This window comes from Orbaceae bacterium lpD01 (assembly GCA_036251705.1).
Classification (GTDB): Bacteria; Pseudomonadota; Gammaproteobacteria; order Enterobacterales; family Orbaceae; genus Utexia; species Utexia brackfieldae.
Map to the genome: position 1 here is coordinate 1,647,345 of CP133959.1, position 23,676 is coordinate 1,671,020.

Here is a 23,676-nt window from a genome sequence, read left to right on the forward strand (position 1 = left end):
ATTTGACTAAAGTTAACTAGCCTAGTTGATAAGCGATCATTTGAGCTGGTGTTCTATCAACGCCATCAACTAAAATATTTTTTTATCATCATCAATGCTATTAAACTCGTCAATAAACAAATTGGCCGTTTTATTGATTTCATCTAATAATTGTTTTTTATTTTCATAGCTCATATAAAATCCATATAAATTAAATATTAATCAATTGATTAGCGATAATAGACGCCGCGTACAAAACGGATAAGTATCATTAAAATAGATAATTTTTAATTCAAATCGTTAAATGTATTAATAATGAAAAATAAATTTCTTATTTATACCATCAAAAGAGACGGTATAAAACACAATATCACATGCTAACTAAAAAATACCGTCAAATATTACGGTATAAATTAACCAATTCCAGTAGATTAAGGTGAACCTGAATAAAAAAACCCAGTCTATCAATTGATTTAACTGGGTTTAAAAGATATAAATGAATTTAATGGTGATTAGAGGATTATTCCCACTCAATGGTTGCCGGTGGTTTACCCGAAATATCATACACCACGCGCGAAATACCATTGACTTCATTAATAATTCGATTGGAGACACGGCCGAGGAAATCATACGGCAAATGCGCCCAGTGTGCCGTCATAAAGTCGACGGTTTCAACCGCCCTTAGTGATACCACCCAATCATATTTACGGCCATCGCCCATCACGCCGACTGAACGTACTGGTAAAAAGACGGTAAAGGCCTGACTGACTTTATGGTACAGATCGGCTTTGTAAAGCTCTTCAATAAAAATCGCATCGGCTTTACGTAGTAAGTCACAGTACGCTTTTTTTACTTCGCCCAGCACGCGCACGCCTAAACCTGGACCCGGGAACGGATGACGGTAAAGCATCTCATACGGTAGGCCGAGCTCAAGACCAATCTTGCGCACTTCATCTTTAAATAGCTCACGCAGTGGCTCAACCAGCCCCATTTTCATCTCTTCGGGTAAACCACCCACATTGTGGTGAGATTTAATCACATGGGCTTTACCGGTCTCTGAAGCGGCTGATTCAATCACATCCGGATAGATGGTGCCCTGCGCTAACCATTTGACGTCTTTCAGCTTGGTGGCCTGTTCATCAAACACGGCAACAAACTCACGACCGATAATTTTACGTTTGGCTTCTGGTTCAGCCTCCCCTTGCAGGGCCTGCATAAAACGGGTTTCGGCATTGACGGCAATGATATTCAGACCAAATTTATCGCCAAACATCTCCATCACCTGCTCCGCTTCATTTAAACGCAGCAGACCATGATCAACAAATACGCAGGTCAGCTGATCGCCAATCGCTTGATGCAGGAGTAACGCGGTAACCGAAGAGTCAACCCCACCAGATAAGCCTAATAAGACTTTATCCTGACCGACTTGCTGCTTAATGCGGGCAATCGCATCTTGAATAATCGATGACGGTGTCCAGAGTTTTTCACAATGACAGATATCCATCACAAAGCGTTGTAATAGTTCTAAGCCTTTGGCCGTATGGGTTACTTCCGGGTGGAACTGCACTCCATAAAACTGTTTCGCTTCATTGGCCATAATGGCAAATGGGCAAGTTTCGGTGCGACCAATCACGGTAAAGTCATGCGGAATCGCGGTGACTTTATCACCATGGCTCATCCAGACATCTAGCTCATCATGACCTGCCGCGTTTTGGCTATCAAAAATACCGTCGGTCAGTGTAGAGGTGTTGACGATCTCGACTTTGGCATAGCCAAACTCACGTTGGTTAGAACCGGTTACCTGACCGCCCTGACCTAACTGCACCGCCATGGTTTGCATACCGTAGCAGATACCCAGCACCGGCACACCGGCATTAAACACATATTCAGGCGCTCTTGGGCTATTGGCTTCGGTGGTACTTTCCGGACTGCCCGATAAGATAATCCCTTGGGGATTAAACTGTTTGATCTTTTCTTCAGAAACATCCCACGGCCAAAGTTCACAATAAACGCCAATTTCACGTACGCGACGCGCAATCAGCTGCGCCACTTGTGAGCCAAAATCAAGAATGAGGATACGCTGCTGGTGGATGTCTTTTTTCATCAACTTTTTCCTAAACATAAATTTGCTGAAAACTGAAAATAAACATCAAAACATAAGTTATTGATTTTATTACAGATGTGCTTGATACTTAATCATAATGCCTCACGCTTTATGTCTCAATAGCCAGGTCGCTATAACCACAAACCTATAACCAGAAAGAGATAACGAAGCAGTATAGGTAAATACCCTAAAAATAAAGATGAGGTGATATTATATCACCTCATCTTATTTATGCTACCCGCGAAAAATTACTGCTGGGTCGCCTGAATCGCCGTTAAGGCAATGGTATAGACAATATCGTCAACCAACGCACCACGCGATAGATCATTCACTGGTTTACGCATACCTTGTAACATTGGACCGATAGAGACCAGATCCGCTGAACGTTGTACCGCTTTATAGGTGGTATTACCGGTATTTAAATCAGGGAAGATAAATACGGTAGCTTTACCCGCCACTGGTGAATTAGGTGCTTTCGATTTTGCTACATCTGGCATCACCGCGGCATCGTACTGTAATGGACCGTCGATCATCAGATCAGGACGTTTCTCTTTAGCAATACGGGTTGCTTCTTTGACTTTCTCAACATCGGCACCCTGACCAGAGTTACCGGTTGAGTAAGAGATCATCGCCACACGCGGCTCAATACCAAAGGCAATGGCTGTATCAGCTGACTGAATCGCAATCTCAGCCAGCTCTTGGGCATTTGGATCTGGATTGATAGCACAGTCACCATACACATACACTTGCTCCGGCATTAACATAAAGAACACTGAGGAAACCAGTGAACTGTTTGGGGCCGTTTTGATTAACTGTAACGGTGGACGAATGGTATTAGCCGTCGTATGTACCGCACCTGAGACCAGGCCATTCACATCATCACGCTCAAGCATCATAGTACCAAGTACCACGTTATCTGCCAGCTGTTCACGCGCAATCACTTCAGTCATGCCTTTGTTTTTACGCAGTTCAACTAAACGACCAACATAGTTCTCACGAACCTGATCCGGATCGATAATTTCGATGCCTGCGCCCAGTGTAACACCTTGTGATAACGCCACACGTTTCACTTCATCTGGGTTACCTAATAGCACACATTTAGCAATGCCGCGCTCAGCACAAATCGCTGCCGCTTTAATGGTTCTTGGTTCATCACCCTCTGGTAACACAATGGTTTTACCCGCTTTACGTGCCAGCTCAGTTAACTGATAACGGAAGGCTGGTGGTGATAAACGGCGCACCGTACTGACCACTTCAGTCAATGATTTCAACCAGCTTGACGCTATATGATCAGCGACAAAGTTTTGCACTTCTTCAATCCGATCTTTATCATCAACCGGCACTTCAAGATTGAAGTTTTGTAGGTTGATTGAGGTCTGCCATGTATTGCTATCTACGGTAAAGACCGGTAAACCAGTCGCAAACGCTTGGCTACATAAGGTCGCCACACGTGGATCAATTTCATAGCCGCCAGTTAATAGAATCGCGCCAATCTTCACGCCATTCATCACAGCTAAAGCCGCTGAAACTAACACATCAGCGCGATCGGCAGAGGTCACTAGTAAGGCATCGGCTTGTAAATGAGAGAGCATATTCGGGATGCTACGCGCACAGAATGAGACATGTTTGATGCGGCGCGCTTTGATATCGCCTTCATTAACAATTTTGGCATTTAAATGCTGGGCAATATCAATCGCACGGCTAGCACTTAAATCGATATTCCAAGGAATACAGCCTAATACCGGTAATGGGCTGACTTTTTGTAACTCATCTAAGGTGATTTTTTGGGCATCAAATTTAGGCGTATGATAGATTTCAGTGATATCAGGATGTACGAGCGCTTGTTCATCAACCGGTGCATTCACTTTATTGACGATCACACCGATGATTTTCTCGTTTTTGCTGCCACCGAAATTAGAACGGGTAATCTCAATACGTTCAGCCAGTTGCGCTTTGGTATCGGTCCCTAGAGACATCACAAAGATAATTTCCGCGCCTAAGGTTTTCGCAATTTCAAGATTTAACTGATTAGCAAACGGATAGGTATTGGTTGGTACAATGCCTTCAACCAGTACGACATCCGCGTTTTGTTTGCTACCTTCATAGAGCGCAACAATCTCTTCCATCAAAACATCTTGCTGATCAGTACTGATGAGTGACTCAACACGACTCATTTTTACCGGTTCAGCAGTTGGGATGGTCGAGTTAGCCCGTAAAATTGACGTAGTTTGATCCGGTTTATCCCCACCAGCACGTGGCTGAGCGACAGGTTTAAACACGCTTAATTTAACGCCCTGACGCTCCATGGCACGGATAACACCAAGACTGACACCGGTTAACCCTACGTTGGTACCGGTTGGAATTAGCATAATTGTACGAGACACAATTTATTCCTCTTTATAAAAAACCGCCGATGTCGGCGGTTATTAACGCGATTAAGCGGTTAAGCGAGCGGTATCTTGGGCGATAACCAGTTCTTCATTGGTTGGGATAACCAGTGCAGCACGTGAGCCGGCTTTATTGATAGCGCCAGCCTTACCAAAACGAGCGGCAAGGTTGCTTTCCTGATCAAGCTCAAAACCAAGGATTGAGAGATGATCCATCACGCGGCGACGCACACCTTCAGAGTTTTCACCAATACCACCGGTGAAGACGATAGCATCTAAGTGGCCGTCTAATAACAAGCTGTAACCACCGATATATTTCACTAAACGGTGCACAAACACGTCAAGTGCATTGGTTGCACCGTCGACTTTACCGTAGTTATCTTCAACATAACGGCAATCGCTGCTGACGCCAGTTAATCCTAACAGACCTGATTCTTTATTTAATAGATTATTGATTTCAGCCACCGACATTTTTAAGTTGTCATGAAGGAAAAACATGATCGCTGGATCGATATCACCACTACGGGTACCCATCACTAAGCCTTCTAATGGGGTTAAGCCCATTGAAGTTTCGATGGACTGACCATTTTTAATCGCGGTTACCGACGCACCATTACCTAAATGACAGGTAATGACATTAAGTTCATCAACCGGTTTGTTTAACATTTTTGCGGCTTCACGGCTCACATAGAAATGGCTGGTACCATGTGCACCATAACGGCGGATACCATGCTTAGTATAGAGTTCCTGTGGAATTGCGTATAAGTAAGCTTCTTTCGGCATTGTGGTATGGAAAGCCGTATCAAAGACTGCCACGTTTTTATTTTTTAGATGTGGGAAGGCTTTGAATGCTTCACGGATACCGATTAAGTGCGCTGGATTATGTAATGGTGCAAATGCAGCAGCTTCTTCAATACCTTTTAATACAGAGTCATCAATCACAACAGACTGGGTATATTTTTCACCACCGTGAACAATACGGTGACCGATTGCTTTGATATTGGCTAGCAATTCAGGTTTGGTTGAGAAAATACGATTAACGATAAAATCTAGTGCTTCACTATGTGCTGCACCAGCACCTAAAGATGCTTCAGATTTTTCACCGTCTAACTTCCATTTAAGACGTGCATCAGGTAGATTAAAACATTCTGCAAGACCAGAAATATACTCATCTCCGGTTACAGGGTCAATAATGGCAAATTTTAGTGAAGAGCTACCACAGTTAAGAACGAGGATTAGATTACTCGACATAGTGATCCCTATTTTTGTAATAAAAAGATAACGCACACACTGTCATTCGTATGCATGAAGACTCACCAGAAGACTGATGATAAACTTATATTTTTGTGATTAAATAAAGGTATGAAATAATACCCTTAAATTTGGATGGCAAATATTTTATGCTAATAAAGCTGAAATGTCGAGGAATCGTCAAAAAATGAATCTCGCTCAACTCTTCAAAAATGGGCAGAAATATCGGCAAATATTTCCTCAGGATCGCCGTTTAAAACCGCTATTTCCAGAGACCAAAATCATTGATTTAATTAAGCTTGGCAATCGTTTTATGCCCCCAGCTGTGGTACTGATTTTTGTCTGGCAATACTATCTAAATAGCAACCTTATTCTCTCGCTTATCACAGCATTTTTTGCTTTAAGTCTGCCGATTCAGGGCATTTTTTGGTTAGGTAAACGTGCTCAAACTCCCCTGCCACTCAATCTGCTCGGGTGGTTTAATGAGTTGACCTCGCGTTTAGTCGCCCATCAGGTGATCGGTAAAAAAGCCCTGATAACGATGCCAACTTTTATGGATCTAGTGATCATCATGAATTTAGCCAAGCTGCATCTGGGCGATTACTTTGATCTCGATGATGATAATGAGGCGTAAGGGACAAGTGCCATGATCAATAAACATCAACAATTGTTAACCCTCATCCAGACGCAGGTAGATAAACTCACCGCTGAGATTGCGGCCAGCCCAAGTAAACAGGTGATTGAGCCTTTATTTGATCCACAGCTGTTCAATGCCATGCCGACCAGTCAGGGTCAGCCCCCTAATTTACAGCGTCATCAGCAAGAATTAATCGATAACGTCAGCGCTTTAAAGCAGCGAGTCGAAAAAGGCCAAATTGCCCAGGTGAATTATCTGGCTGAGAAGATAGCCAATCAGATTGCCGCGATCCGTCGCGAGCTGGCTACTGATAACCTGCGCAGTCCCACCGTGAACCAATATCAAGAGAGTCCCTATGATAAGCACTGCCGCTATTTAGAGTATCAGCGCCGTTTGATTGCGATGAAAAAGGCCTTTGAGATGGATTTAAGCAGCGCGTCGGCCGATACCCGCCAACCTCTGACGCAAAAATTAGCCGCCCTAGAGGGACGGTTATATCGCTGTCATCAAGCGATTTTAAAATTAGAGAAACAACTGGACAGTGATATCGTCACCTAACGATTGGTTTTAACGTAGCGACATACACGCAAACAAACAAAAAAGCCCCGATGCGGGGCTTGTTTAAGTGACACTCAAGATATCACACCAGATTTATACCCTGATCGCCCTCCATGCAGAGAAAGCGACTCAGGCTTGTCCGGCAATAATCAAGCAATGGCTTGATGCAAACCGGCTTAAAAACGATAACCGACACCAACGACGAAGGCATTGATATTATAGTTTTTACCATTGATTTTTACTTGTGTTCCTTCATAGGATAAATCAACTGCAAGATTGTCGATTGGATTAACTTGTAAACCGACGCCGTACACCACTGAACCGCGATTTTCTTTAGTTGATAAGTTACCTAAATCTTCATAGCCTGAAGAAGTATAATTTAACCAATGATAATCCCCCTTCCCTTGGGTAACACCTGCACCAATTAAACCATAAGCACTGATATAGTCATTAAGACGATAAGCTGGACCGACACTTAATGCGTAATATTGCGCTTTTGCGTCGCCAGATAAGATGTCATTGGCCGCTTTAAAAGTGCTGTTCTCTTTTCCCTGCATATAAGTAAATGAGCCGACCACACCAAACGGACTATCTTCTTGTTCCCAGTAGTATTTGAGATTGACACCCGAGATGTGATTAACATCATCCATATTACTGCGTGCAAATCCAGCCGTCAGCGTCTGATGATTGGCGAAAGCTGGCATCGCGGCGGCTAAAGCACCGATGACTATTAACTGAGAGACGATTTTTTTCATGTTATTTCCCCTTTAGCATAGATCTTCATCTATATTTTTATCGTTATTTTTGTTGTGATATTGTTAACTTATTTTTTAACAATAAGTGCTATATTAAGAGAATTTTGTCGATAATGCTACTAATTATTTTAGGGATTAAAGGTTATCGCTATTTAAATCATTGATGATATTGATAAAGATGGCCAATATTAAAGAGGTGAGATCATCAACAATTGATTGAATGAAAACATTGCGTTGTGATATAGACGCGCTAGCCAGTCTTAGCCGCGTGCAATCGACACCAGTAGCCGATTAAAGCGATCAGCATGCGCGATATAGCCAAATTACATATTAATATAACTTTTATTTACTACCATCTTTTTGATAGCCCGTTATAATATTTCTCATCATGTCATGACTGCGTAAAAAGAGGATGCAATGAGTAGAATATTTGATGATAATTCACAAACCATCGGTTATACCCCTTTAGTTCGTCTTAAACACTTTGGGAATGGCAATATTCTGGCTAAAGTCGAATCCCGTAATCCTAGCTTTAGTATTAAATGTCGCATTGCCTCTAATATGATTTGGGATGCCGAAAAACGCGGTCTGTTAAAACCCGATGTCGAGATTGTCGAACCCACCAGCGGTAATACCGGGATTGCGCTGGCGGCAGTTGCGGCGGCGCGGGGTTATCAACTCACCTTAACTATGCCGGAAAGCATGAGTCTGGAGAGACGTAAATTACTGAAAATACTCGGTGCCAATTTAGTTTTAACTGACGCGGCGACCGGTATGAAAGGCGCCATCGAAAAAGCCGAGCAGATTGTCGCGGCGGATCCGAAAAAGCACCTACTTTTACAGCAGTTTAGTAATCCAGCTAATCCGGAAATTCATGAAAAAACCACCGGCCCAGAAATCTGGCAAGATACCGATGGCAACCTGGACATTTTTGTCGCCGGTGTCGGCACCGGCGGTACACTGACGGGCGTCAGCCGTTATTTGAAGAAAACCAAAGGTAAAGCGCTGTTAGCGGTGGCTGTTGAACCGACAGAATCGCCGGTTATCTCGCAAAAACTGGCCGGACAACCGTTAAAACCAGGTCCGCATAAAATTCAAGGCATTGGCGCCGGATTTATTCCCGATAATCTCGATTTAAGCCTGGTTGATCGGGTTGAACAAGTGACCGGTGATCAGGCTATCGAAACCGCTCAGGCGTTGATGAAAAAAGAAGGGATCCTTGCTGGCATCTCATCTGGCGCGGCGGTCTTTGCGGCCGATAAATTGGCTAAGTTACCCGAAAACGCCAATAAAACCATTGTGGTGATCTTACCCTCTTCTGGTGAGCGTTATCTGAGTACGGCGCTGTTTAATGGTATTTTTACCGATAAAGAGCTGCAACCTTAATTTCCTTATTCTGCTTCTACTAAAAAACGGTGATGGGAAGTCGCCGTTTTTTTAATCCGCTGTCGGCATCAGCTGCATGCCCTGCTGTTTGCCAGTCTGCATTAATGAGCGTAGTTGACTCCACTGACCTTCACGAATCAGATGACTGACCGCCGCGGTGTTGATCAGGACTTCGTGCTGGGCATAACGGCCGCCTGCCGGATGCGGCACTAAACGCTGACAAAGCACCGCCACTAAGGATTGGGAGAGCTGGGTGCTGACCAGCGCCCGCCGATCACTCTCAACCCCCTCAATCAGGCGAGAAATAGCGGCAATCGCGCTATGGGTATGTAGTGAAGCTAAAACCAAATGACCGGTTTCGGCCAGCGTTAAGGCGACCTGAATCGTCTCCCTATCGCGTAACTCACCAATTAAGATAATATCGGGATCTTGTCTGAGCAGCGCGGTTAATGCCGCTAAAAAACCGACCGTATGGTGACCAATTTCACGCTGCTGAATCAAACACTGCTGATTTTGATAGATAAACTCAATCGGATCTTCCAGCGTGACAATATGGCGCGCTTGGGTCAGATTAATATGTTGAATAAAGGCCGCTAATGAGGTCGACTTACCACTGCCGGTGGCACCGGTCACTAAAATCAGCCCATGTTTTTTTTCTGCCAGATGATAAACAATCTGCGGTGCATTGATCTCGGCCAGTGTCGGGATGGTCTCGCGAATAAAGCGAATCGCCGCCGAAATGCCGCGCTGCTGAAAAAATAGATTAATGCGCATCCGGCCATAAGCGGCATGCTGATAAGCCAGATCGAGCTGTTTATCCGCGCTAAATCGCTGCTGCTGCACTGTTGACAATAACGCGCATAAATCATCATTAAGCGACTGATGATGTAAGCGGATTGTCGATAAGGTTTGTAATCTGCCGGCCACCCGAATAACCGGCTGACAGCCACTGCACAGATGTAAATCTGAAGCTTTTTGCGCTACACTATCAGCAATTAACGATTCCATCATGATTTTAGGTAAATAATAGTATGATTGATATTGCGCAGAATTTAGCTCAGCTCAACCAAAAAATCGTCACCGCCGCGCAGCATTGCCAGCGCGATCCCAAACAGATCACCTTAGTTGCAGTCAGTAAAACCAAACCAGTGAGCGCAATCGAAGCAGCAATCGCGGCGGGTCAGTACCAGTTTGGTGAGAACTATGTTCAGGAAGGGGTCGACAAAGTGGATTATTTTCAGCAACTGTCCACTCAAGTCCCTCTCATCTGGCATTTTATTGGTCCATTACAATCCAATAAAACCCGCACGGTTGCTGAACATTTTGACTGGATTCATACGGTTGATCGGTTAAAAATTGCCGAGAGACTCAGTGCCCAGAGACCGGCAACCAAAGCACCATTAAACGTGCTGATTCAAATCAATATTAGCCAGGAACAGAGCAAATCCGGCATTATGGCCGAGCAGCTCTTTGCACTGGCCGCGCAAATTGCGCCGCTGCCTCAGCTAAAGTTAAGAGGCTTGATGGCGATACCCGCACCCGAATCGGCACCAGCGCAACAGTTAGCGGTATTTAAACAGATGCAGTTGCTGTTTAGTCAGCTTAAACAGATTTATCCTGATGTGGATACCCTATCGATGGGAATGAGTGACGATATGGCGAGCGCGATAGCTGCTGGCAGCACTTTAGTGAGAATCGGCAGCACCATTTTTGGTGCCCGTGATTATCCACGCTAGATTTGATTGACACGATAAAAATCACTTATGGTATAATCCCCCAATTCAGAGAGAGGACTGCGCAATGGCATCAATTTTTTACATCATTAATACCCTATTGACTATTTGTCTGTATATTTTTATGTTACGTTCATGGATGCAATACGCACGCGTGAACTTCTATAATCCGTTCACCCAATTTATTGTCAAAATTACGCAGCCAATTCTCGGGCCGCTCAAAAAAGTTTTGCCCTATTTCAAAAAATTTGATAGTGCGACCTTTTTAGTGATCTACGTGATTGCCCTCATCAAAGTCATGTTTATTTGCGCTTATGGCTTGAAAGCGCCGTTGTTTAATGTTCAGTATCTGCTTTTTGCCGTCTATGCGATTTTACATGCAATCGGCCATCTGATCTTCTGGTTACTCTTGGTACGAGCCATTTTAAGTTGGATAAGTCGCGGACAATCATCGGCTGAAGATCTGCTTTTCCAGTTAACTGAGCCGCTGGTTCAGTCGATTCGCCGTATTATTCCGCCACTCGGCAATATCGACTTATCGTTTATGGTCGTAGTATTTATCCTGTTTGCGTTAAATATGCTCGCGACTGATCTGTTTGGTTTTATCTGGTTGCTGATGTAATCAATGCCATGGTGGAATATCATCCAGAAAGTGGCGTGTTAAGATTGTGGCTGTATATTCAGCCGAAAGCCAGTCGCGATCAGATTGTCGGTGAGCATAATCAGGCACTAAAAATTGCCATCACCGCCCCACCGGTTGATGGTCAGGCGAATCAGCATTTGGTCAAATTTTTAGCCAAACAGTTTAAAGTTGCCAAAAGCGCGGTGTGTGTCGAAAAGGGTGAACTGGGTCGGCATAAACAGGTCGCGATACAAAATCCAGTCATCATTCCGGACGTAATTGCCGGTTTATTAGCGGTCAATGATGAATGATGCCAATACGTTAAAGCGGGTCACGTCATACTGATGGTGCTGCCATAAAATACTTTTTCCCCGTTAATCGGCGTAAGGATGCTGTGCATGATTTCAACCCCACTGATACTGACCATACTTGCCGGCGCCTCAACCTTTATTGGCGCGATTTTAGGGATTTTAACCAAAAAACCTTCCGAAAAATTATTGGGATTCTCACTCGGTTTTGCCGCCGGGATTATGTTACTGATCTCGCTGATGGAGATGTTGCCGGCCGCGCTGGCCACGCCGTCGATCTCACCGATCCTCTGCTATATCATGTTTATGCTAGGTTTATTGGGCTATTTTGTGATTGACCGCTTGCTGCCCCACTATCATCCGCAGGATATTCCTTGTGAACAAGGTGACTTAGCCTGTATTGAACAGTATCAGCACGCTCATCAACATAAAATAAAACGGACCGCTATCCTGCTGACGCTGGGGATTAGTATTCACAACTTTCCGGAAGGCATTGCCACCTTTGTCACCGCCAGTGCCAATCTGGAGTTGGGCATTGGTATTGCGGTCGCGGTGGCAATTCATAATATCCCCGAGGGTTTGGCCGTCGCCGCACCAATCTATATTGCTACAGGTTCTAAATGGCAAGCGCTATTTTGGGCCAGTATTTCCGGCCTGTCTGAGATTTTAGGCGGCGTACTCACCTTTGTGCTATTAGGTCACTATGTAACAGCGACGATGATGGCCTCAATTATGGCGTTAGTCTCCGGTATTATGGTGGCACTGGCCGTTGATGAGCTAATTCCGCTGGCTAAAGAGGTCGACCCACGGACCAATCCCAGTATTGGCATCTTATCTGGTATGACGGTGATGGGTTTTAGCCTGATTTTATTGCAGTATTTTTAATCAGGCTGCACACACGTTAGCCTTTACATATATAACGCGAAAATATAATTAAATAAAAATAGACACACTCATAACAAATATATTTATCAAATTAATCAGTTATGTATTAAAACTGATTTCAGTGCGTTATCAAATTTCATTTCAATGCCAAATTAAATAGTGAGGGAACATTTAAAATGCAGCAAATCGGAAATTGGAACATATATGTAGGAACTAAAGAAGAGTACTAGCATGCTGTTATTGAAGGTATGAAAATTGTATGCGCTCTAAATCGAGTTGCAGGATTTGTTAGTCATCAATCAGTTGTTGGATGGTCAGGTAAGAGTTGTAATAAAGACAATCCTGATTATCTATTCAAACAAACTGACGATGCTATCTACTTTAATATGATTGATGGAGATAATCCTGAATATATCAGTGATGATATGATTAACCCAGCTCTTGATTTCATAAAAAAAGCATTAGATAAAGGCGATAAAGTTTTTATATATTGTAGTAAAGGTGAGTCAAGAAGTCCTTCCATTGCGCTGATGTATTTACTGGAAAATAGCTTGATCGAACGGGAAAATGCAGTAGCTGAGTTCACATCGCGTTACTATGAAAAATACTTACCTAAGCGTGGTAATTTAGAATATATCCAAAACCGGTGGCTTTAGATATATTTTGAAGAACGGTATGAATAAGCGAACGAAATCCTAACAATAAACTCATTAAGTCAGCTATTATCTCTAGCTGACTGTCTGATAAATTATATCCAAACTTATTATGATTGATTGATTGATTATTTATATCCAATCATCTCTATTAAATAACCAGTCTTTCTAATATTTATTAAAGCAATAAGAATTAGAGATAAATCTTACCAAATAAATCATAAAGCCAATATATCGCCTTTCTTTATCTCAAAAAAAAGCATACTATAAAAACGCAACAATATTTACCTTCATTTGATTGCATAATAATAAAAAGGACAATAGATCATGCGTAAATTATTCCCCTTAGTCGGCTTATTAGTCATTAGCTTAGGATTGAGCCAGGTTGTCTACGCCAATCAAACTATCGTATTTGTACGTCATGGCGAGAAGCCACACGATGACAGTGGCCAGCTATCCTGTAAAGGGCTCAATCGCTCGTTAGCCTTGCCTGAGGTACTACTCAATCGTTATGGTAAGCCTGATGCAATCTATGCCGCCGCGCCAAAACAACAAAAGCTCGGCAGCTCGTTACGTGCAGTGCAAACCATTGCGCCAACGGCCACTCGTCTGTCACAACCAATTCATCAGGAATATCACGCCAAACAGATCGATGAGATGCAGCACGCTTTACTCGATAAAAACTATCGTGATGCGCTGATTTTTGTAGTCTGGGAACACAATAATCTGACCAAAATTGTTCAAGGCATTATCAGCCAAGCCGGCGGCGATCCAACTATCGTGCCGAAATGGAAAGGCAGCGATTTTGATAGTATCTACATTGTACATATTGATCGCGATGACCATGATAAGATCACAGCCACCTTTGAACAGGCCCAGGAAGGTCTCAATGACGTCTCTGATCAGTGTGGTGTAGCCAAGCGATAAGGGAGTCGTTTAATTTATCGATATAGATAGATTTCCTATAAAAAAACCGGCCTTCCCGCCGGTTTTTTGTATTCAGGCTTTTCAAACTTTGCTTTTATTCAATATTCTGAATCTGCTCACGCATCTGTTCAATCAGGACTTTGAGCTCAATCGCAGAGTTGGTAATATCGACATTAATCGATTTTGAGCCGATGGTATTCGATTCGCGGTTGAACTCTTGCATCATAAAATCTAAACGGCGCCCTACTGCTTCATTGCGTTTTAAGATGGCAAAGGTCTCTTTAACATGAGTCGTTAAGCGATCCAGCTCTTCAGCCACATCCAGACGCTGCGCCATCAGCACCAGCTCCTGCTCAAGACGATTGTTTTCCAGTTCGACATTGGCTTCGGCCAACTTAGCCAGTAAACGTTCTTTCTGCCAGACTAAAATCGAGGGCATATGTTGACGGATTTTATCGACTTCGCCGGTAATACCATTTAAACGCTGCACAATCAGCGCTTCCAGTGCCTGACCTTCACGCTCTCTGACTTCAATAAAGTCATCTAAGGTCTGCTCGAGTAACGCCAGCAGCGCCGTAGAGATCATATCTAAATCCTGACCTTTGGCTGATATCACACCCGGCCAGCGTAGTAACTCAATCGGATTGACTTCGCCTACCTGATGGTCCTGTTTGAGCCAATCTACCGCAGATAAGATCTGTTCTGCCAGTGCTTTATTGATAATTAACGCTTGCTGCGCCGCTGCTGGATCAACGTCAAAGCGTAAGACACATTCGACTTTACCCCGGGTTAAACGCTGTCTTAAACGCTCTTTGATCACCGGCTCTAAGGCGCGGAACTGTTCCGGTAACCGAATATAGGTCTCTAAATAGCGTTGATTGACCGAGCGAATTTCCCAGACCGCATTGCCCCATGGCTGGTTCACTTCTTTTCTCGCATAAGCCGTCATACTGCGGATCATAATGAGTTATCCTTAAAATTATCGAAAATGTTACTGGGCATTGTATCACAAATTCTGTATAATGCGCCCTTAGCTTAGGCTAAACATCATGAATATCTAGACTTATCCTGTCGTGATGTCCCCTAAAAAATATGGTCAGATTTATATTTAATTTTTGGAGAAACTGCATGCGCCCAGCAGGCCGTCTCGCGCAACAAGTGCGCCCGATAACATTAACACGTCATTATACCAAACATGCAGAAGGCTCAGTACTGGTTGAGTTTGGTGAAACCAAAGTTCTGTGTACTGCCACCATTGAAGAAGGTGTGCCGCGTTTCTTAAAAGGTCAAAATCAAGGCTGGATTACCGCCGAATATGGCATGTTACCGCGTTCAACCCATACCCGTAATCATCGTGAAGCCGCCAAAGGTAAACAAGGTGGACGTACGCTGGAGATTCAACGTTTAATCGCCCGCTCACTACGCGCAGCCGTTGACCTAAAAGCGCTGGGTGAGTTTACCATTACGCTCGATTGTGACGTGATTCAGGCCGATGGTGGCACACGTACCGCGTCAATTACCGGTGCTTGTGTTGCTTTAGTCGATGCACTAAATAAACTGGTAGCTAGTGGTAAGTTGAAAAGTAACCCAATGAAAGGCTTAGTTGCGGCTGTCTCCGTAGGCATCGTCAATGGCGAAGCGGTGTGTGATTTAGAGTACACCGAAGATTGCACGGCGGAAACCGATATGAATGTCGTGATGACTGAAGATGGTCGCATGATCGAGGTGCAAGGCACCGCAGAGGGTGAACCGTTTAGCCATGCTGAGTTATTAACGCTACTTGATTTAGCCAACCAGGGTATCAAACAGATTATGGATATTCAAAAGGCGGCCTTACAAGATTAAATAGATAAAGCGACAATCGTCGCTTTATTTTTATGATTAACCTCAATCACCATTATGATAACGAATATAACAATATAATTTGGAGAACAGCATGAAGTTATATAAACGCCAATTTATTCAATTTGCACTGGATCGGCAGGTCCTTAAGTTTGGCGAATTTACTTTAAAATCTGGCCGAAAAAGTCCCTACTTTTTCAATGCTGGTCTCTTTAATACTGGTAAGGATTTAGCCTTACTGGGCCGTTTTTATGCCGAAGCGTTGATTGATGCAAATATCGCCTATGATGTGGTTTTTGGGCCGGCTTATAAAGGTATTCCGATTGTTTCGGCAACGGTGGTTGCGCTGTCTGAGCACCATAACCTTGAAGTGCCCTACTGTTTTAACCGTAAAGAAGCCAAAGATCATGGCGAAGGCGGTAATCTGGTTGGCACACCCATTAATCATAGCCGCGTGATGTTAGTGGATGACGTTATTACAGCCGGTACCGCAATCCGTGAATCGATGAATATCCTTAAAGCCAATCACGCCAAATTAGCCGGCGTATTGATTTCGCTTGATCGACAGGAACGCGGTCAAGGTGAACTCTCCGCCATTCAAGAGATTAAACAGCACTATCACTGTGACGTGATTGCGATCATCACCTTAGACGATCTAATTCAATATCTTGAAGAAGGCGATGACCAGTCTGAGCAACTAGCCAAAGTACGCGAATACCGCAAGCAGTACGGCATCAAATAGCCCTGATCGTAGGTTAACATCCGATAAAAATCCCTCATTGATTTGAGGGATTTTTTTATCTGCTTTCAACCATATCACTATCATTAGGTGACAAGCACAATGTGTCACTATAACGATGTCGCTTCAGCAACGAAACTTCAATGATGTCACTTCGACGATATAACTTCAACAATGTAACTTCAACGAGGTAAAGACCGCTATAAGATACGTTCGAGCTGGCGGTATTTCAGTGAGCTGACCATAAAGTGCAGCCGATTTAATACATTCACCTCGCCAGCGCCATCATCAAAATCGAGGCAGAGCAGATTAAGGCTCGGATGCAGGTCACGCAGCCGCTTTTCAATCCCTTTGGCTATCACATGATTGGCAATACAACCAAACGGCTGCACACTAATCACATTATCGATGCCTTGCTGGGCAAAGGCCATAATCCCGGCCGGAATAAGCCAACCTTCGCCATACTGATTACTCAGACTTAATATCGTTTTGGCTTGATTAGCTAAGTCACGAATATCATGAAATGGCTGATAATAGTTAAACTGACTTAAAATCTGGTTGGTTTTATTGATCTGCCTTTGGGCGATTTTTTCCATAAAATAGAGCAGATAATTCAGATAATTTTTACGCAGCAGATGATTCTCTACATCGCTCTCATAATTGATGAATACTTGCGCAAAGAACTCAATCATCGGCGGGATTACCGGTTCAATCCCCTGCTGCACTAACCAATCAATACTGTGCTGGTGACCAAAACTATTATATTTCACATAGATTTCACCCACGATACCAATTTTGGGGCAGTCTATCGGCTGAGTATCAATCTGATTGAAATCTTGTACCGCCTGGGCAAGTAACTGATAACAGCCTTTATAATTTAAGCGCTGCGCCAGCGCTAAAGTCACTCGCTGCATATAGTCATTTTTTAATTTTAAGCTGTCCCCTTGATGACGCTCACGCGGCGCGCAAGCATAGTACATTTTAGCAATCGCATCCGCCATTAAAATGCCGATAAACGCCGCTGGCAGGGTTTTAAGTCCATTTAATTTAAAACCTGGCTGCGCATGTTCAGCAATATTACCGGCACTTAAGGAGATGATCGGTACATCGGCAAAACCGTTACTGATCATGGCCTTTTGGATGAGTGATAAGTAGCTACTGGCCCGGCACTGTCCTCCGGTTTGGGTAATACCAATGGCAACTTCATCTCGATGATAACGACCGGAACGCAACGCCTTGATAATATCACCGACAATGATCGTGGCCGGATAGCAGATCTCATTATTACAGTATTTGAGTCCCCATTCGACCGAGGATTTATCCGGCTTAGGTAAGGTCTCCAGACGATAACCCGATAACGCAAATAGTGGCGGTAACAGCGGTGAATAGAAATCCGAAAGATGCGGCGCTAAAATCACTCGCCGGGTTTTATCGGCCAGTGAAAACACCGCCGTTGTCGCTCTTGGTCTAGCGGGATTTTGCTGATAACGATTGAGTTTGAGTGATTCCAGAATGGATCTTAACCTTAACCGCACCGAGCCAGTAGCGGTTATCTCATCCACCCGAATGAGCGTACTGGTTTTGCCTTTCGCCTCTAAGATGGCTTTACACTCATCGCTAACAATCGCATCAGGCCCACAGCCAAAAGAGTTTAGCTGAACAAACTGGACATGATTAGGCTGACTGGCAACAAAAGTCGCTGCCTGATAGAGACGATTAGGATAACTCCACTGTGTGCAGATCTGTAAATCAGCTGACAGTGCATTATCGGTGCTTAAAATCGCATCCTCAGTAATCACATCACAGCCTAACGCATTGAGTATTTCTGGGGTTTTATGGTTAATCAGGCTGTCGCTATGATAAGGCCGACCCGCCAGAATAAAGACATAGCGGCCCTGCTGCGCGGCCTGCGCCAAAATGGCCTGGGCCTTTTTATGGAGTGCCCGTTTATAATCGGCTTGTGCCGCCACAGCCTGAGCGAAAGCCCGCTCAAACATCTTACGATCAAGCTGAGGATTAACCGACTGGCAGTACTGCCAGCACCCTTTGCGCAAGAGTTTCACATCAGAAAAATTAATCACCGGATGATCTAAAGGGATACCATAGCGTTTCAGTGGATTGATAGCACTCTGCACCACCTCAGCATAGCTACTGACAATCGGGCAGTTATAGTGATTGACGGCATTGTCAAACTCTTTGGCTTCCAGCACCACCATCGGCATAAACAGTCGATCAATCTGCTGCTTTGCCAGTGCGGCAATATGTCCATGCACCAATTTTGCCGGAAAACAGATACTGTCTGACATCACCGTGCCGGCCCCGGCTTCGTAAATCGCCATGGTTGATTGCGGTGACAATGTCACGTTGAACTGACATAGCGTTAATAAGGTGTGCCAAAAAGGAAAATTCTCATAGAGCCCTAGTACGCGCGGGATACCGATCGTTAATTGCTTGGGTGAAGCCGGCTGATTGACGCGATCAAAGAGCAAAGCATTCTTATAATCGAACATATTAAAAGCGTGCGTTTTAGGCACCGGTTGATTACTGAGAAAACGCTCACATTTGTTACCCGAATAGTAACGCTGGCCATTTTCAAACCGATAAAGGATAATATCACACTGATTTTCACAGCCCTTACAACGTGAATTTTTCGCCCGATAGGCCTGCGCTTTAGCCAGATTCTCCAGTCCAATAAATTGACTGGCCTGTCCATCGCGTAAATAGTTGGCTTTGGCTACTAATGCACAGCCCAAAGCGCCCATTAATTCCGGCATATCCGAGCAAGCAATATCCGCTTCGGTCAGCTGTTCTAAGGCCCGGAATACCGCTGGATTTTTAAAAGTACCGCCCTGCACGACAATATATTTGCCCAATTTGCGCATATCATGCAATTTCAACACTTTATAAATGGCATTTTTGATCACTGAAAATGCCAGTCCGGCCGAAATATCACCGATCGAGGCATTTTCCCGCAAGGCTTGTTTCACTTTTGAGTTCATAAATACCGTACAGCGCGTGCCTAAATCACACGGATGATTGGACTGACAGGCGGCTTTGGCAAAATCGGTCATGTTGGCATTGAGTGACTTGGCAAAGGTTTCAATAAACGAACCACAGCCAGCCGAGCACGCCTCATTGAGCTCAATATGATTGACTACCCCATTCGCCACAAAAATAGCCTTCATATCCTGACCGCCAATATCCATGATAAAACTGACATTAGGCTGAATATGTTTGGCGGCAGCATAATGGGCCATGGTTTCAACCAGCCCCTCATCTATCGAGAACGCCGCTTTTAAGAGCTCTTCACCATAACCAGTGACCGCGGTTCGTACAATATCAATCGGATTAGGCTGCGCAGCGATGGCCTGTTTTAAGGCGGTTAATCCATCGATGAGCGCCTGAATAGCATGGCCATTATTGGGCGCATAATAACGGAACAGCAGTTTATCATGTTCACTGAGTAAGGCAATTTTAGTGGTGGTTGAACCACTATCAATCCCTAAAAAAGCCCGCTTATGCGAATAATCGGCCAGCGCCATCTGCGGAATTTCAATATAGCGGCGCTGCTTTTGCCAGTGTAAAAAAGAGAAGGATGGATTAAATAGCGCTGGCAGGCGTGAGGCGATGTCGGCTTCACTTGTCGTGATCGATTGCTGTAAACGAACCATCAAATCCTGTAGCGGTAATACGGTTCGCTCAAGCGGATGAATGGTGGCTCCCCAGGCTGACAATAACGTGGGATATGGCGTTGAGACTAAATCGGCCGGCGTTAATGTTAAGGTATCGAGGGCGGCATGCGCCAGGGTTGGAATAAAGGAAAATGGACCACCGATGAGCATAATTTTCGGGGTTATGTCATAGCCGCGTGCCAACGTATTAACCAGTTGAATACAGACTGCATGTAGCACCGAGTAGGCAATATCGGGTTTAGAGACATTTCGGCTTATTAGGTTTTGCACATCAGTTTTGGCAAACACCCCACAGCGAGAAGCAATCGGATAAACCTGATCATATTGCTGCGCTAAGCTATCAAACTGACTGACCGGCACATTGAGCAGGCTGGCCATCTGGTCAATAAACGCGCCAGTTCCGCCTGCACAGCTGCCGTTCATACGGATATCTGGCGGCCGATCAGCAAAAAAGAAGATCATTTTACTATCTTCACCGCCGATATCAATTAAGGTACTAACCTCAGGATATTGACGCTGCACCACTTCAGAAGCGGCAATAACCTCCTGAATAAAAGTAATCTGTGCCTTTTCGGCAATGCCCATCCCCGCAGAACCAGTCACTTTGACCGATAAGGTGATATCAGCCCCACATTGCTGTTTGATCTCAGCTAACATATCTAGTACTGTCGGTATAATAAAGGTATTATGCCGAATATATTTGCTATAAATAAAATTATCTTGCTCATCCAACAGTACGCATTTTGCGGTCGTTGAACCGACATCCAATCCAAATCGAAATAGTGTTGCCATAAAATAAATTTACCTTAACAACGTGCAATTTATCAGATTTAATGATATTTATCATAACGTTAATTTTAGGGTATCTGTTTAATTAAGGCAAATAGATTCCGATATTATGGTGATATCCTTCACGACATAAGATGACCAAAACATGCGTGATTTTGAGGCAAAACTATTGCCCTTGATCACATTTTTGCAGTTACCTACACCAGAATGTGCCAAATATCGTTAAAAGTCACGCTAACGGTATTCGCTATTTTACTCATGCAGGTTATCTGGCTATAATAGCGCACTTAACCCATAAGGTGGCATTTGATGACAACAGTAACCGATTTTCGCGCATTTGATCTTGATGAAGCTTTAATGAAAGTGATTCAGGAAAAAGAGTTTAAAGTACCCACAGATATCCAAATACAGACCATACCCGCGGCACTTGATGCCCGTGATATTATGGGGAGTTCACCAACAGGAACAGGTAAAACCTTAGCCTTCTTAATTCCTGCTATTCAGCATTTACTCGATTTTCCGCGCAGAAAACCGGGGCCACCTAGAATTCTTATTTTAGCACCGACGCGTGAACTAGCCATGCAGATTGCCGATCAAGCCAAACAGATGACGAAGTATACCGATCTAAGTGTCGCGACCATCACCGGTGGTGTAGCGTATATGAACCACGTTGAAGTGTTTAGTAAAAATCAAGATATCGTTATCGCGACAACCGGTCGATTGCTGCAATACATCAAAGAGGAGAACTTTGACTGTCGTGCCGTCGAGATGCTGATTCTAGATGAAGCCGATCGTATGTTAGATATGGGCTTTGCGCAGGATGTTGAAACGATCTCCGCTGAAACGCGCTGGCGTAAACAGACCCTGCTCTTCTCGGCGACGTTGGAAGGCCATGACGTGTATGATTTTGCTAAACGTATCTTAAACGATCCGATTGAAATCAATGCCGATCCATCACGACGTGAACGTAAAAAGATTCAGCAATTTTACTATCGTGCCGATAATATTGAACATAAAACCGCCCTGTTGATTAACCTATTGCAACAAGAGGCTTGTCAAAAAGTGGTTGTATTTGTACGTAAACGTGAACGTGTGCACGAATTAGTCACGGCGTTACATCAAGCAGGCATTCGCTCTAGTTATCTGGAAGGCGAAATGGTGCAAGTCAAACGTAATGAAGCCATCAAACGTTTACAAAATGGTACCGTGTCTGTCCTTGTGGCGACCGATGTCGCGGCACGTGGTATCGATATTGATGATATTTCACATGTGATTAACTTCGATTTACCGCGGACTGCGGATGTCTATTTACACCGTATTGGACGTACCGCCCGAGCCGGTAAAAAAGGTACCGCCATTGCACTAGTTGAAGCGCATGATTATGATTTACTGAAGAAGATTGAGCGCTACGTTCATGAACCGATTAAGATGCGCGTCATCGAAGCGTTAAAACCCAAAAGTAAAACCCCAGCGGAATCGAAAAAGAAAAAATTATCGCAAAAAGCCAAGATAAAAAAACAGGATAAAAAAGAAGAGAAGAAAAAGATAAAAGAGCGTCATCGCGATACTAAAAACATTGGTAAACGTAGAAAACCAACAAAACAAGAATCAATTCAGCCTATTTAATAGGCTGAGCTTATGAAACTAATTGTTTTAATCGACTTTTAATTATCAAAGTCAACGGTATAATACCACTATAAATTTTAAGGCAATTATATCAAGCTCACATTCTCAAGGGGAATTATTATGGTATTAGTAACTCGTCAAGCTCCAGACTTTACCGCCGCTGCTGTATTAGGTAACGGTGAAATTGTTGATAACTTCAATTTAGCCCAGTTCATTAAAGGTCAACCAGCTGTGATATTTTTCTGGCCAATGGACTTTACCTTTGTTTGTCCTTCAGAAATCATTGCTTTTGATCACCGTTTTAAAGAGTTTGAAAGCCGTGGCGTTAAAGTGATCGGTGTTTCAATTGACTCTGAGTTTGTTCACAATGCATGGCGTAATACACCAGTCGAAAAAGGCGGTATTGGCCAGGTACAATTCCCTATCGTTGCTGACATCCGTCATGCGATTGCCCAAGCATACGGAATTGAACATCCAGAAGCTGGCGTTGCTTTACGTGCTTCATTCTTAATTGACAAAAATGGCGTAGTTCGTCACCAAATCGTCAACGATTTACCAATCGGTCGTAACGTTGATGAGATGATTCGTACGGTTGACGCACTGCAATTCCATGAGCAACACGGTGAAGTATGCCCAGCGCAGTGGGAAAAAGGTAAAGAAGGTATGCAAGGCTCTCCAGATGGCGTGGCTAAATACCTCTCTAAAAATGCTTCAGCACTCTAATTTCAGCTGCTGTTGAGACAAAAAACCGGCGACTGCCGGTTTTTTTATGTCCGTTAACACAATGGTATCAGGCTACCATC

General features: G+C 43.9%; 20 protein-coding genes. 13 read left to right on the forward strand and 7 right to left on the reverse strand.

Annotated elements, in window-relative coordinates:
• Positions 1-499 precede the first annotated feature (499 nt).
• From guaA to RHO15_07410, 3 genes are all read right to left on the reverse strand, one after another.
• Complete coding sequence (gene guaA, locus RHO15_07400) at positions 500-2,083, reverse strand: glutamine-hydrolyzing GMP synthase (protein WVD63304.1); 1,584 nt, start codon at positions 2,081-2,083, stop codon at positions 500-502.
• A 248-nt stretch (positions 2,084-2,331) separates the two neighbouring features.
• Positions 2,332-4,452, reverse strand: a complete 2,121-nt coding sequence (gene pta / locus RHO15_07405) for a phosphate acetyltransferase (GenBank protein ID WVD64984.1) — start codon at positions 4,450-4,452, stop codon at positions 2,332-2,334.
• Positions 4,453-4,518: 66 nt separating this feature from the next.
• Positions 4,519-5,721: an acetate kinase gene (locus RHO15_07410; protein WVD63305.1), complete on the reverse strand. Its 1,203-nt coding sequence runs from the start codon at positions 5,719-5,721 to the stop codon at positions 4,519-4,521.
• A 187-nt stretch (positions 5,722-5,908) separates the two neighbouring features.
• Between RHO15_07410 and yfbV the strand changes: the two genes are divergently transcribed.
• Both yfbV and priC read left to right on the forward strand, forming a co-directional pair.
• Entirely contained in the window at positions 5,909-6,355 is a 447-nt protein-coding gene (yfbV, locus tag RHO15_07415; GenBank protein ID WVD63306.1) for a terminus macrodomain insulation protein YfbV, read from the forward strand.
• A 12-nt stretch (positions 6,356-6,367) separates the two neighbouring features.
• Positions 6,368-6,916 (forward strand): primosomal replication protein PriC, encoded by a 549-nt coding sequence (gene priC, locus RHO15_07420; GenBank protein ID WVD63307.1) that lies wholly within the window; start codon positions 6,368-6,370, stop codon positions 6,914-6,916.
• A gap of 176 nt (positions 6,917-7,092) precedes the next feature.
• Here priC and RHO15_07425 read toward each other — a convergent pair whose 3' ends face one another.
• The gene (locus RHO15_07425; protein ID WVD63308.1) at positions 7,093-7,671 is read right to left on the reverse strand and encodes an Ail/Lom family outer membrane beta-barrel protein; all 579 of its coding nucleotides are present in this window, start codon (positions 7,669-7,671) and stop codon (positions 7,093-7,095) included.
• Positions 7,672-8,088: 417 nt separating this feature from the next.
• On the opposite strand from RHO15_07425, the gene cysK reads away from it, so the two are divergent.
• Positions 8,089-9,057, forward strand: coding sequence for a cysteine synthase A (cysK, locus tag RHO15_07430; protein WVD63309.1), 969 nt, complete (start codon positions 8,089-8,091; stop codon positions 9,055-9,057).
• 51 nt (positions 9,058-9,108) lie between these two features.
• On the opposite strand, the gene RHO15_07435 is transcribed toward cysK, so the two are convergent.
• Positions 9,109-10,068: a PilT/PilU family type 4a pilus ATPase gene (locus tag RHO15_07435; GenBank protein ID WVD63310.1), complete on the reverse strand. Its 960-nt coding sequence runs from the start codon at positions 10,066-10,068 to the stop codon at positions 9,109-9,111.
• A gap of 20 nt (positions 10,069-10,088) precedes the next feature.
• Between RHO15_07435 and RHO15_07440 the strand changes: the two genes are divergently transcribed.
• The 6 genes from RHO15_07440 (at position 10,089) to RHO15_07465 (ending at position 14,185) form a co-directional block, all read left to right on the forward strand.
• Complete coding sequence (locus RHO15_07440; GenBank protein ID WVD63311.1) at positions 10,089-10,793, forward strand: YggS family pyridoxal phosphate-dependent enzyme; 705 nt, start codon at positions 10,089-10,091, stop codon at positions 10,791-10,793.
• Between the two features lie 64 nt (positions 10,794-10,857).
• Positions 10,858-11,412: a YggT family protein gene (locus RHO15_07445; protein ID WVD63312.1), complete on the forward strand. Its 555-nt coding sequence runs from the start codon at positions 10,858-10,860 to the stop codon at positions 11,410-11,412.
• Between the two features lie 8 nt (positions 11,413-11,420).
• Entirely contained in the window at positions 11,421-11,723 is a 303-nt protein-coding gene (gene yggU, locus RHO15_07450; GenBank protein ID WVD63313.1) for a DUF167 family protein YggU, read from the forward strand.
• 87 nt (positions 11,724-11,810) lie between these two features.
• Positions 11,811-12,605: a zinc transporter ZupT gene (gene zupT, locus RHO15_07455; GenBank protein ID WVD63314.1), complete on the forward strand. Its 795-nt coding sequence runs from the start codon at positions 11,811-11,813 to the stop codon at positions 12,603-12,605.
• Positions 12,606-12,853: 248 nt separating this feature from the next.
• Complete coding sequence (locus tag RHO15_07460) at positions 12,854-13,261, forward strand: dual specificity protein phosphatase family protein (GenBank protein ID WVD63315.1); 408 nt, start codon at positions 12,854-12,856, stop codon at positions 13,259-13,261.
• Between the two features lie 324 nt (positions 13,262-13,585).
• Positions 13,586-14,185, forward strand: a complete 600-nt coding sequence (locus tag RHO15_07465) for a histidine phosphatase family protein (protein ID WVD63316.1) — start codon at positions 13,586-13,588, stop codon at positions 14,183-14,185.
• A gap of 94 nt (positions 14,186-14,279) precedes the next feature.
• Here RHO15_07465 and RHO15_07470 read toward each other — a convergent pair whose 3' ends face one another.
• A complete protein-coding gene (locus RHO15_07470; GenBank protein ID WVD63317.1) occupies positions 14,280-15,146 on the reverse strand; it encodes a YicC/YloC family endoribonuclease in 867 nt (288 codons plus the stop codon).
• Between the two features lie 167 nt (positions 15,147-15,313).
• On the opposite strand from RHO15_07470, the gene rph reads away from it, so the two are divergent.
• Both rph and pyrE read left to right on the forward strand, forming a co-directional pair.
• Positions 15,314-16,030 carry a ribonuclease PH gene (gene rph, locus RHO15_07475; protein WVD63318.1) on the forward strand — a complete coding sequence of 239 codons (717 nt, stop codon included), beginning with the start codon at positions 15,314-15,316 and terminating at the stop codon, positions 16,028-16,030.
• Positions 16,031-16,121: 91 nt separating this feature from the next.
• Positions 16,122-16,769: an orotate phosphoribosyltransferase gene (gene pyrE / locus RHO15_07480; protein ID WVD63319.1), complete on the forward strand. Its 648-nt coding sequence runs from the start codon at positions 16,122-16,124 to the stop codon at positions 16,767-16,769.
• A 197-nt stretch (positions 16,770-16,966) separates the two neighbouring features.
• Here pyrE and RHO15_07485 read toward each other — a convergent pair whose 3' ends face one another.
• Positions 16,967-21,250, reverse strand: a complete 4,284-nt coding sequence (locus RHO15_07485) for an acyl-CoA dehydratase activase-related protein (GenBank protein ID WVD63320.1) — start codon at positions 21,248-21,250, stop codon at positions 16,967-16,969.
• Positions 21,251-21,556: 306 nt separating this feature from the next.
• On the opposite strand from RHO15_07485, the gene srmB reads away from it, so the two are divergent.
• On the forward strand, positions 21,557-22,873 hold the full coding sequence (srmB, locus tag RHO15_07490) for an ATP-dependent RNA helicase SrmB (protein ID WVD63321.1): 1,317 nt from the start codon (positions 21,557-21,559) through the stop codon (positions 22,871-22,873).
• A gap of 117 nt (positions 22,874-22,990) precedes the next feature.
• A complete protein-coding gene (locus RHO15_07495) occupies positions 22,991-23,596 on the forward strand; it encodes a peroxiredoxin C (GenBank protein ID WVD64985.1) in 606 nt (201 codons plus the stop codon).
• Positions 23,597-23,676: the final 80 nt, after the last annotated feature.

Excerpts from the sequence above, each read along its gene's own strand:
- RHO15_07440 (WVD63311.1), top strand. The coding sequence starts at position 10,089 with ATGATTGATATTGCGCAGAATTTAGCTCAGCTCAACCAAAAAATCGTC.
- RHO15_07465 (WVD63316.1), top strand. The coding sequence starts at position 13,586 with ATGCGTAAATTATTCCCCTTAGTCGGCTTATTAGTCATTAGCTTAGGA.
- RHO15_07470 (WVD63317.1), bottom strand. The coding sequence starts at position 15,146 with ATGATCCGCAGTATGACGGCTTATGCGAGAAAAGAAGTGAACCAGCCA.
- cysK (WVD63309.1), top strand. The coding sequence starts at position 8,089 with ATGAGTAGAATATTTGATGATAATTCACAAACCATCGGTTATACCCCT.
- srmB (WVD63321.1), top strand. The coding sequence starts at position 21,557 with ATGACAACAGTAACCGATTTTCGCGCATTTGATCTTGATGAAGCTTTA.
- zupT (WVD63314.1), top strand. The coding sequence starts at position 11,811 with ATGATTTCAACCCCACTGATACTGACCATACTTGCCGGCGCCTCAACC.
- yfbV (WVD63306.1), top strand. The coding sequence starts at position 5,909 with ATGAATCTCGCTCAACTCTTCAAAAATGGGCAGAAATATCGGCAAATA.
- RHO15_07435 (WVD63310.1), bottom strand. The coding sequence starts at position 10,068 with ATGATGGAATCGTTAATTGCTGATAGTGTAGCGCAAAAAGCTTCAGAT.
- pta (WVD64984.1), bottom strand. The coding sequence starts at position 4,452 with ATGCTAATTCCAACCGGTACCAACGTAGGGTTAACCGGTGTCAGTCTT.
- RHO15_07485 (WVD63320.1), bottom strand. The coding sequence starts at position 21,250 with ATGGCAACACTATTTCGATTTGGATTGGATGTCGGTTCAACGACCGCA.
- yggU (WVD63313.1), top strand. The coding sequence starts at position 11,421 with ATGGTGGAATATCATCCAGAAAGTGGCGTGTTAAGATTGTGGCTGTAT.
- RHO15_07445 (WVD63312.1), top strand. The coding sequence starts at position 10,858 with ATGGCATCAATTTTTTACATCATTAATACCCTATTGACTATTTGTCTG.
- rph (WVD63318.1), top strand. The coding sequence starts at position 15,314 with ATGCGCCCAGCAGGCCGTCTCGCGCAACAAGTGCGCCCGATAACATTA.
- pyrE (WVD63319.1), top strand. The coding sequence starts at position 16,122 with ATGAAGTTATATAAACGCCAATTTATTCAATTTGCACTGGATCGGCAG.
- RHO15_07460 (WVD63315.1), top strand. The coding sequence starts at position 12,854 with ATGAAAATTGTATGCGCTCTAAATCGAGTTGCAGGATTTGTTAGTCAT.
- guaA (WVD63304.1), bottom strand. The coding sequence starts at position 2,083 with ATGAAAAAAGACATCCACCAGCAGCGTATCCTCATTCTTGATTTTGGC.
- RHO15_07410 (WVD63305.1), bottom strand. The coding sequence starts at position 5,721 with ATGTCGAGTAATCTAATCCTCGTTCTTAACTGTGGTAGCTCTTCACTA.
- priC (WVD63307.1), top strand. The coding sequence starts at position 6,368 with ATGATCAATAAACATCAACAATTGTTAACCCTCATCCAGACGCAGGTA.
- RHO15_07425 (WVD63308.1), bottom strand. The coding sequence starts at position 7,671 with ATGAAAAAAATCGTCTCTCAGTTAATAGTCATCGGTGCTTTAGCCGCC.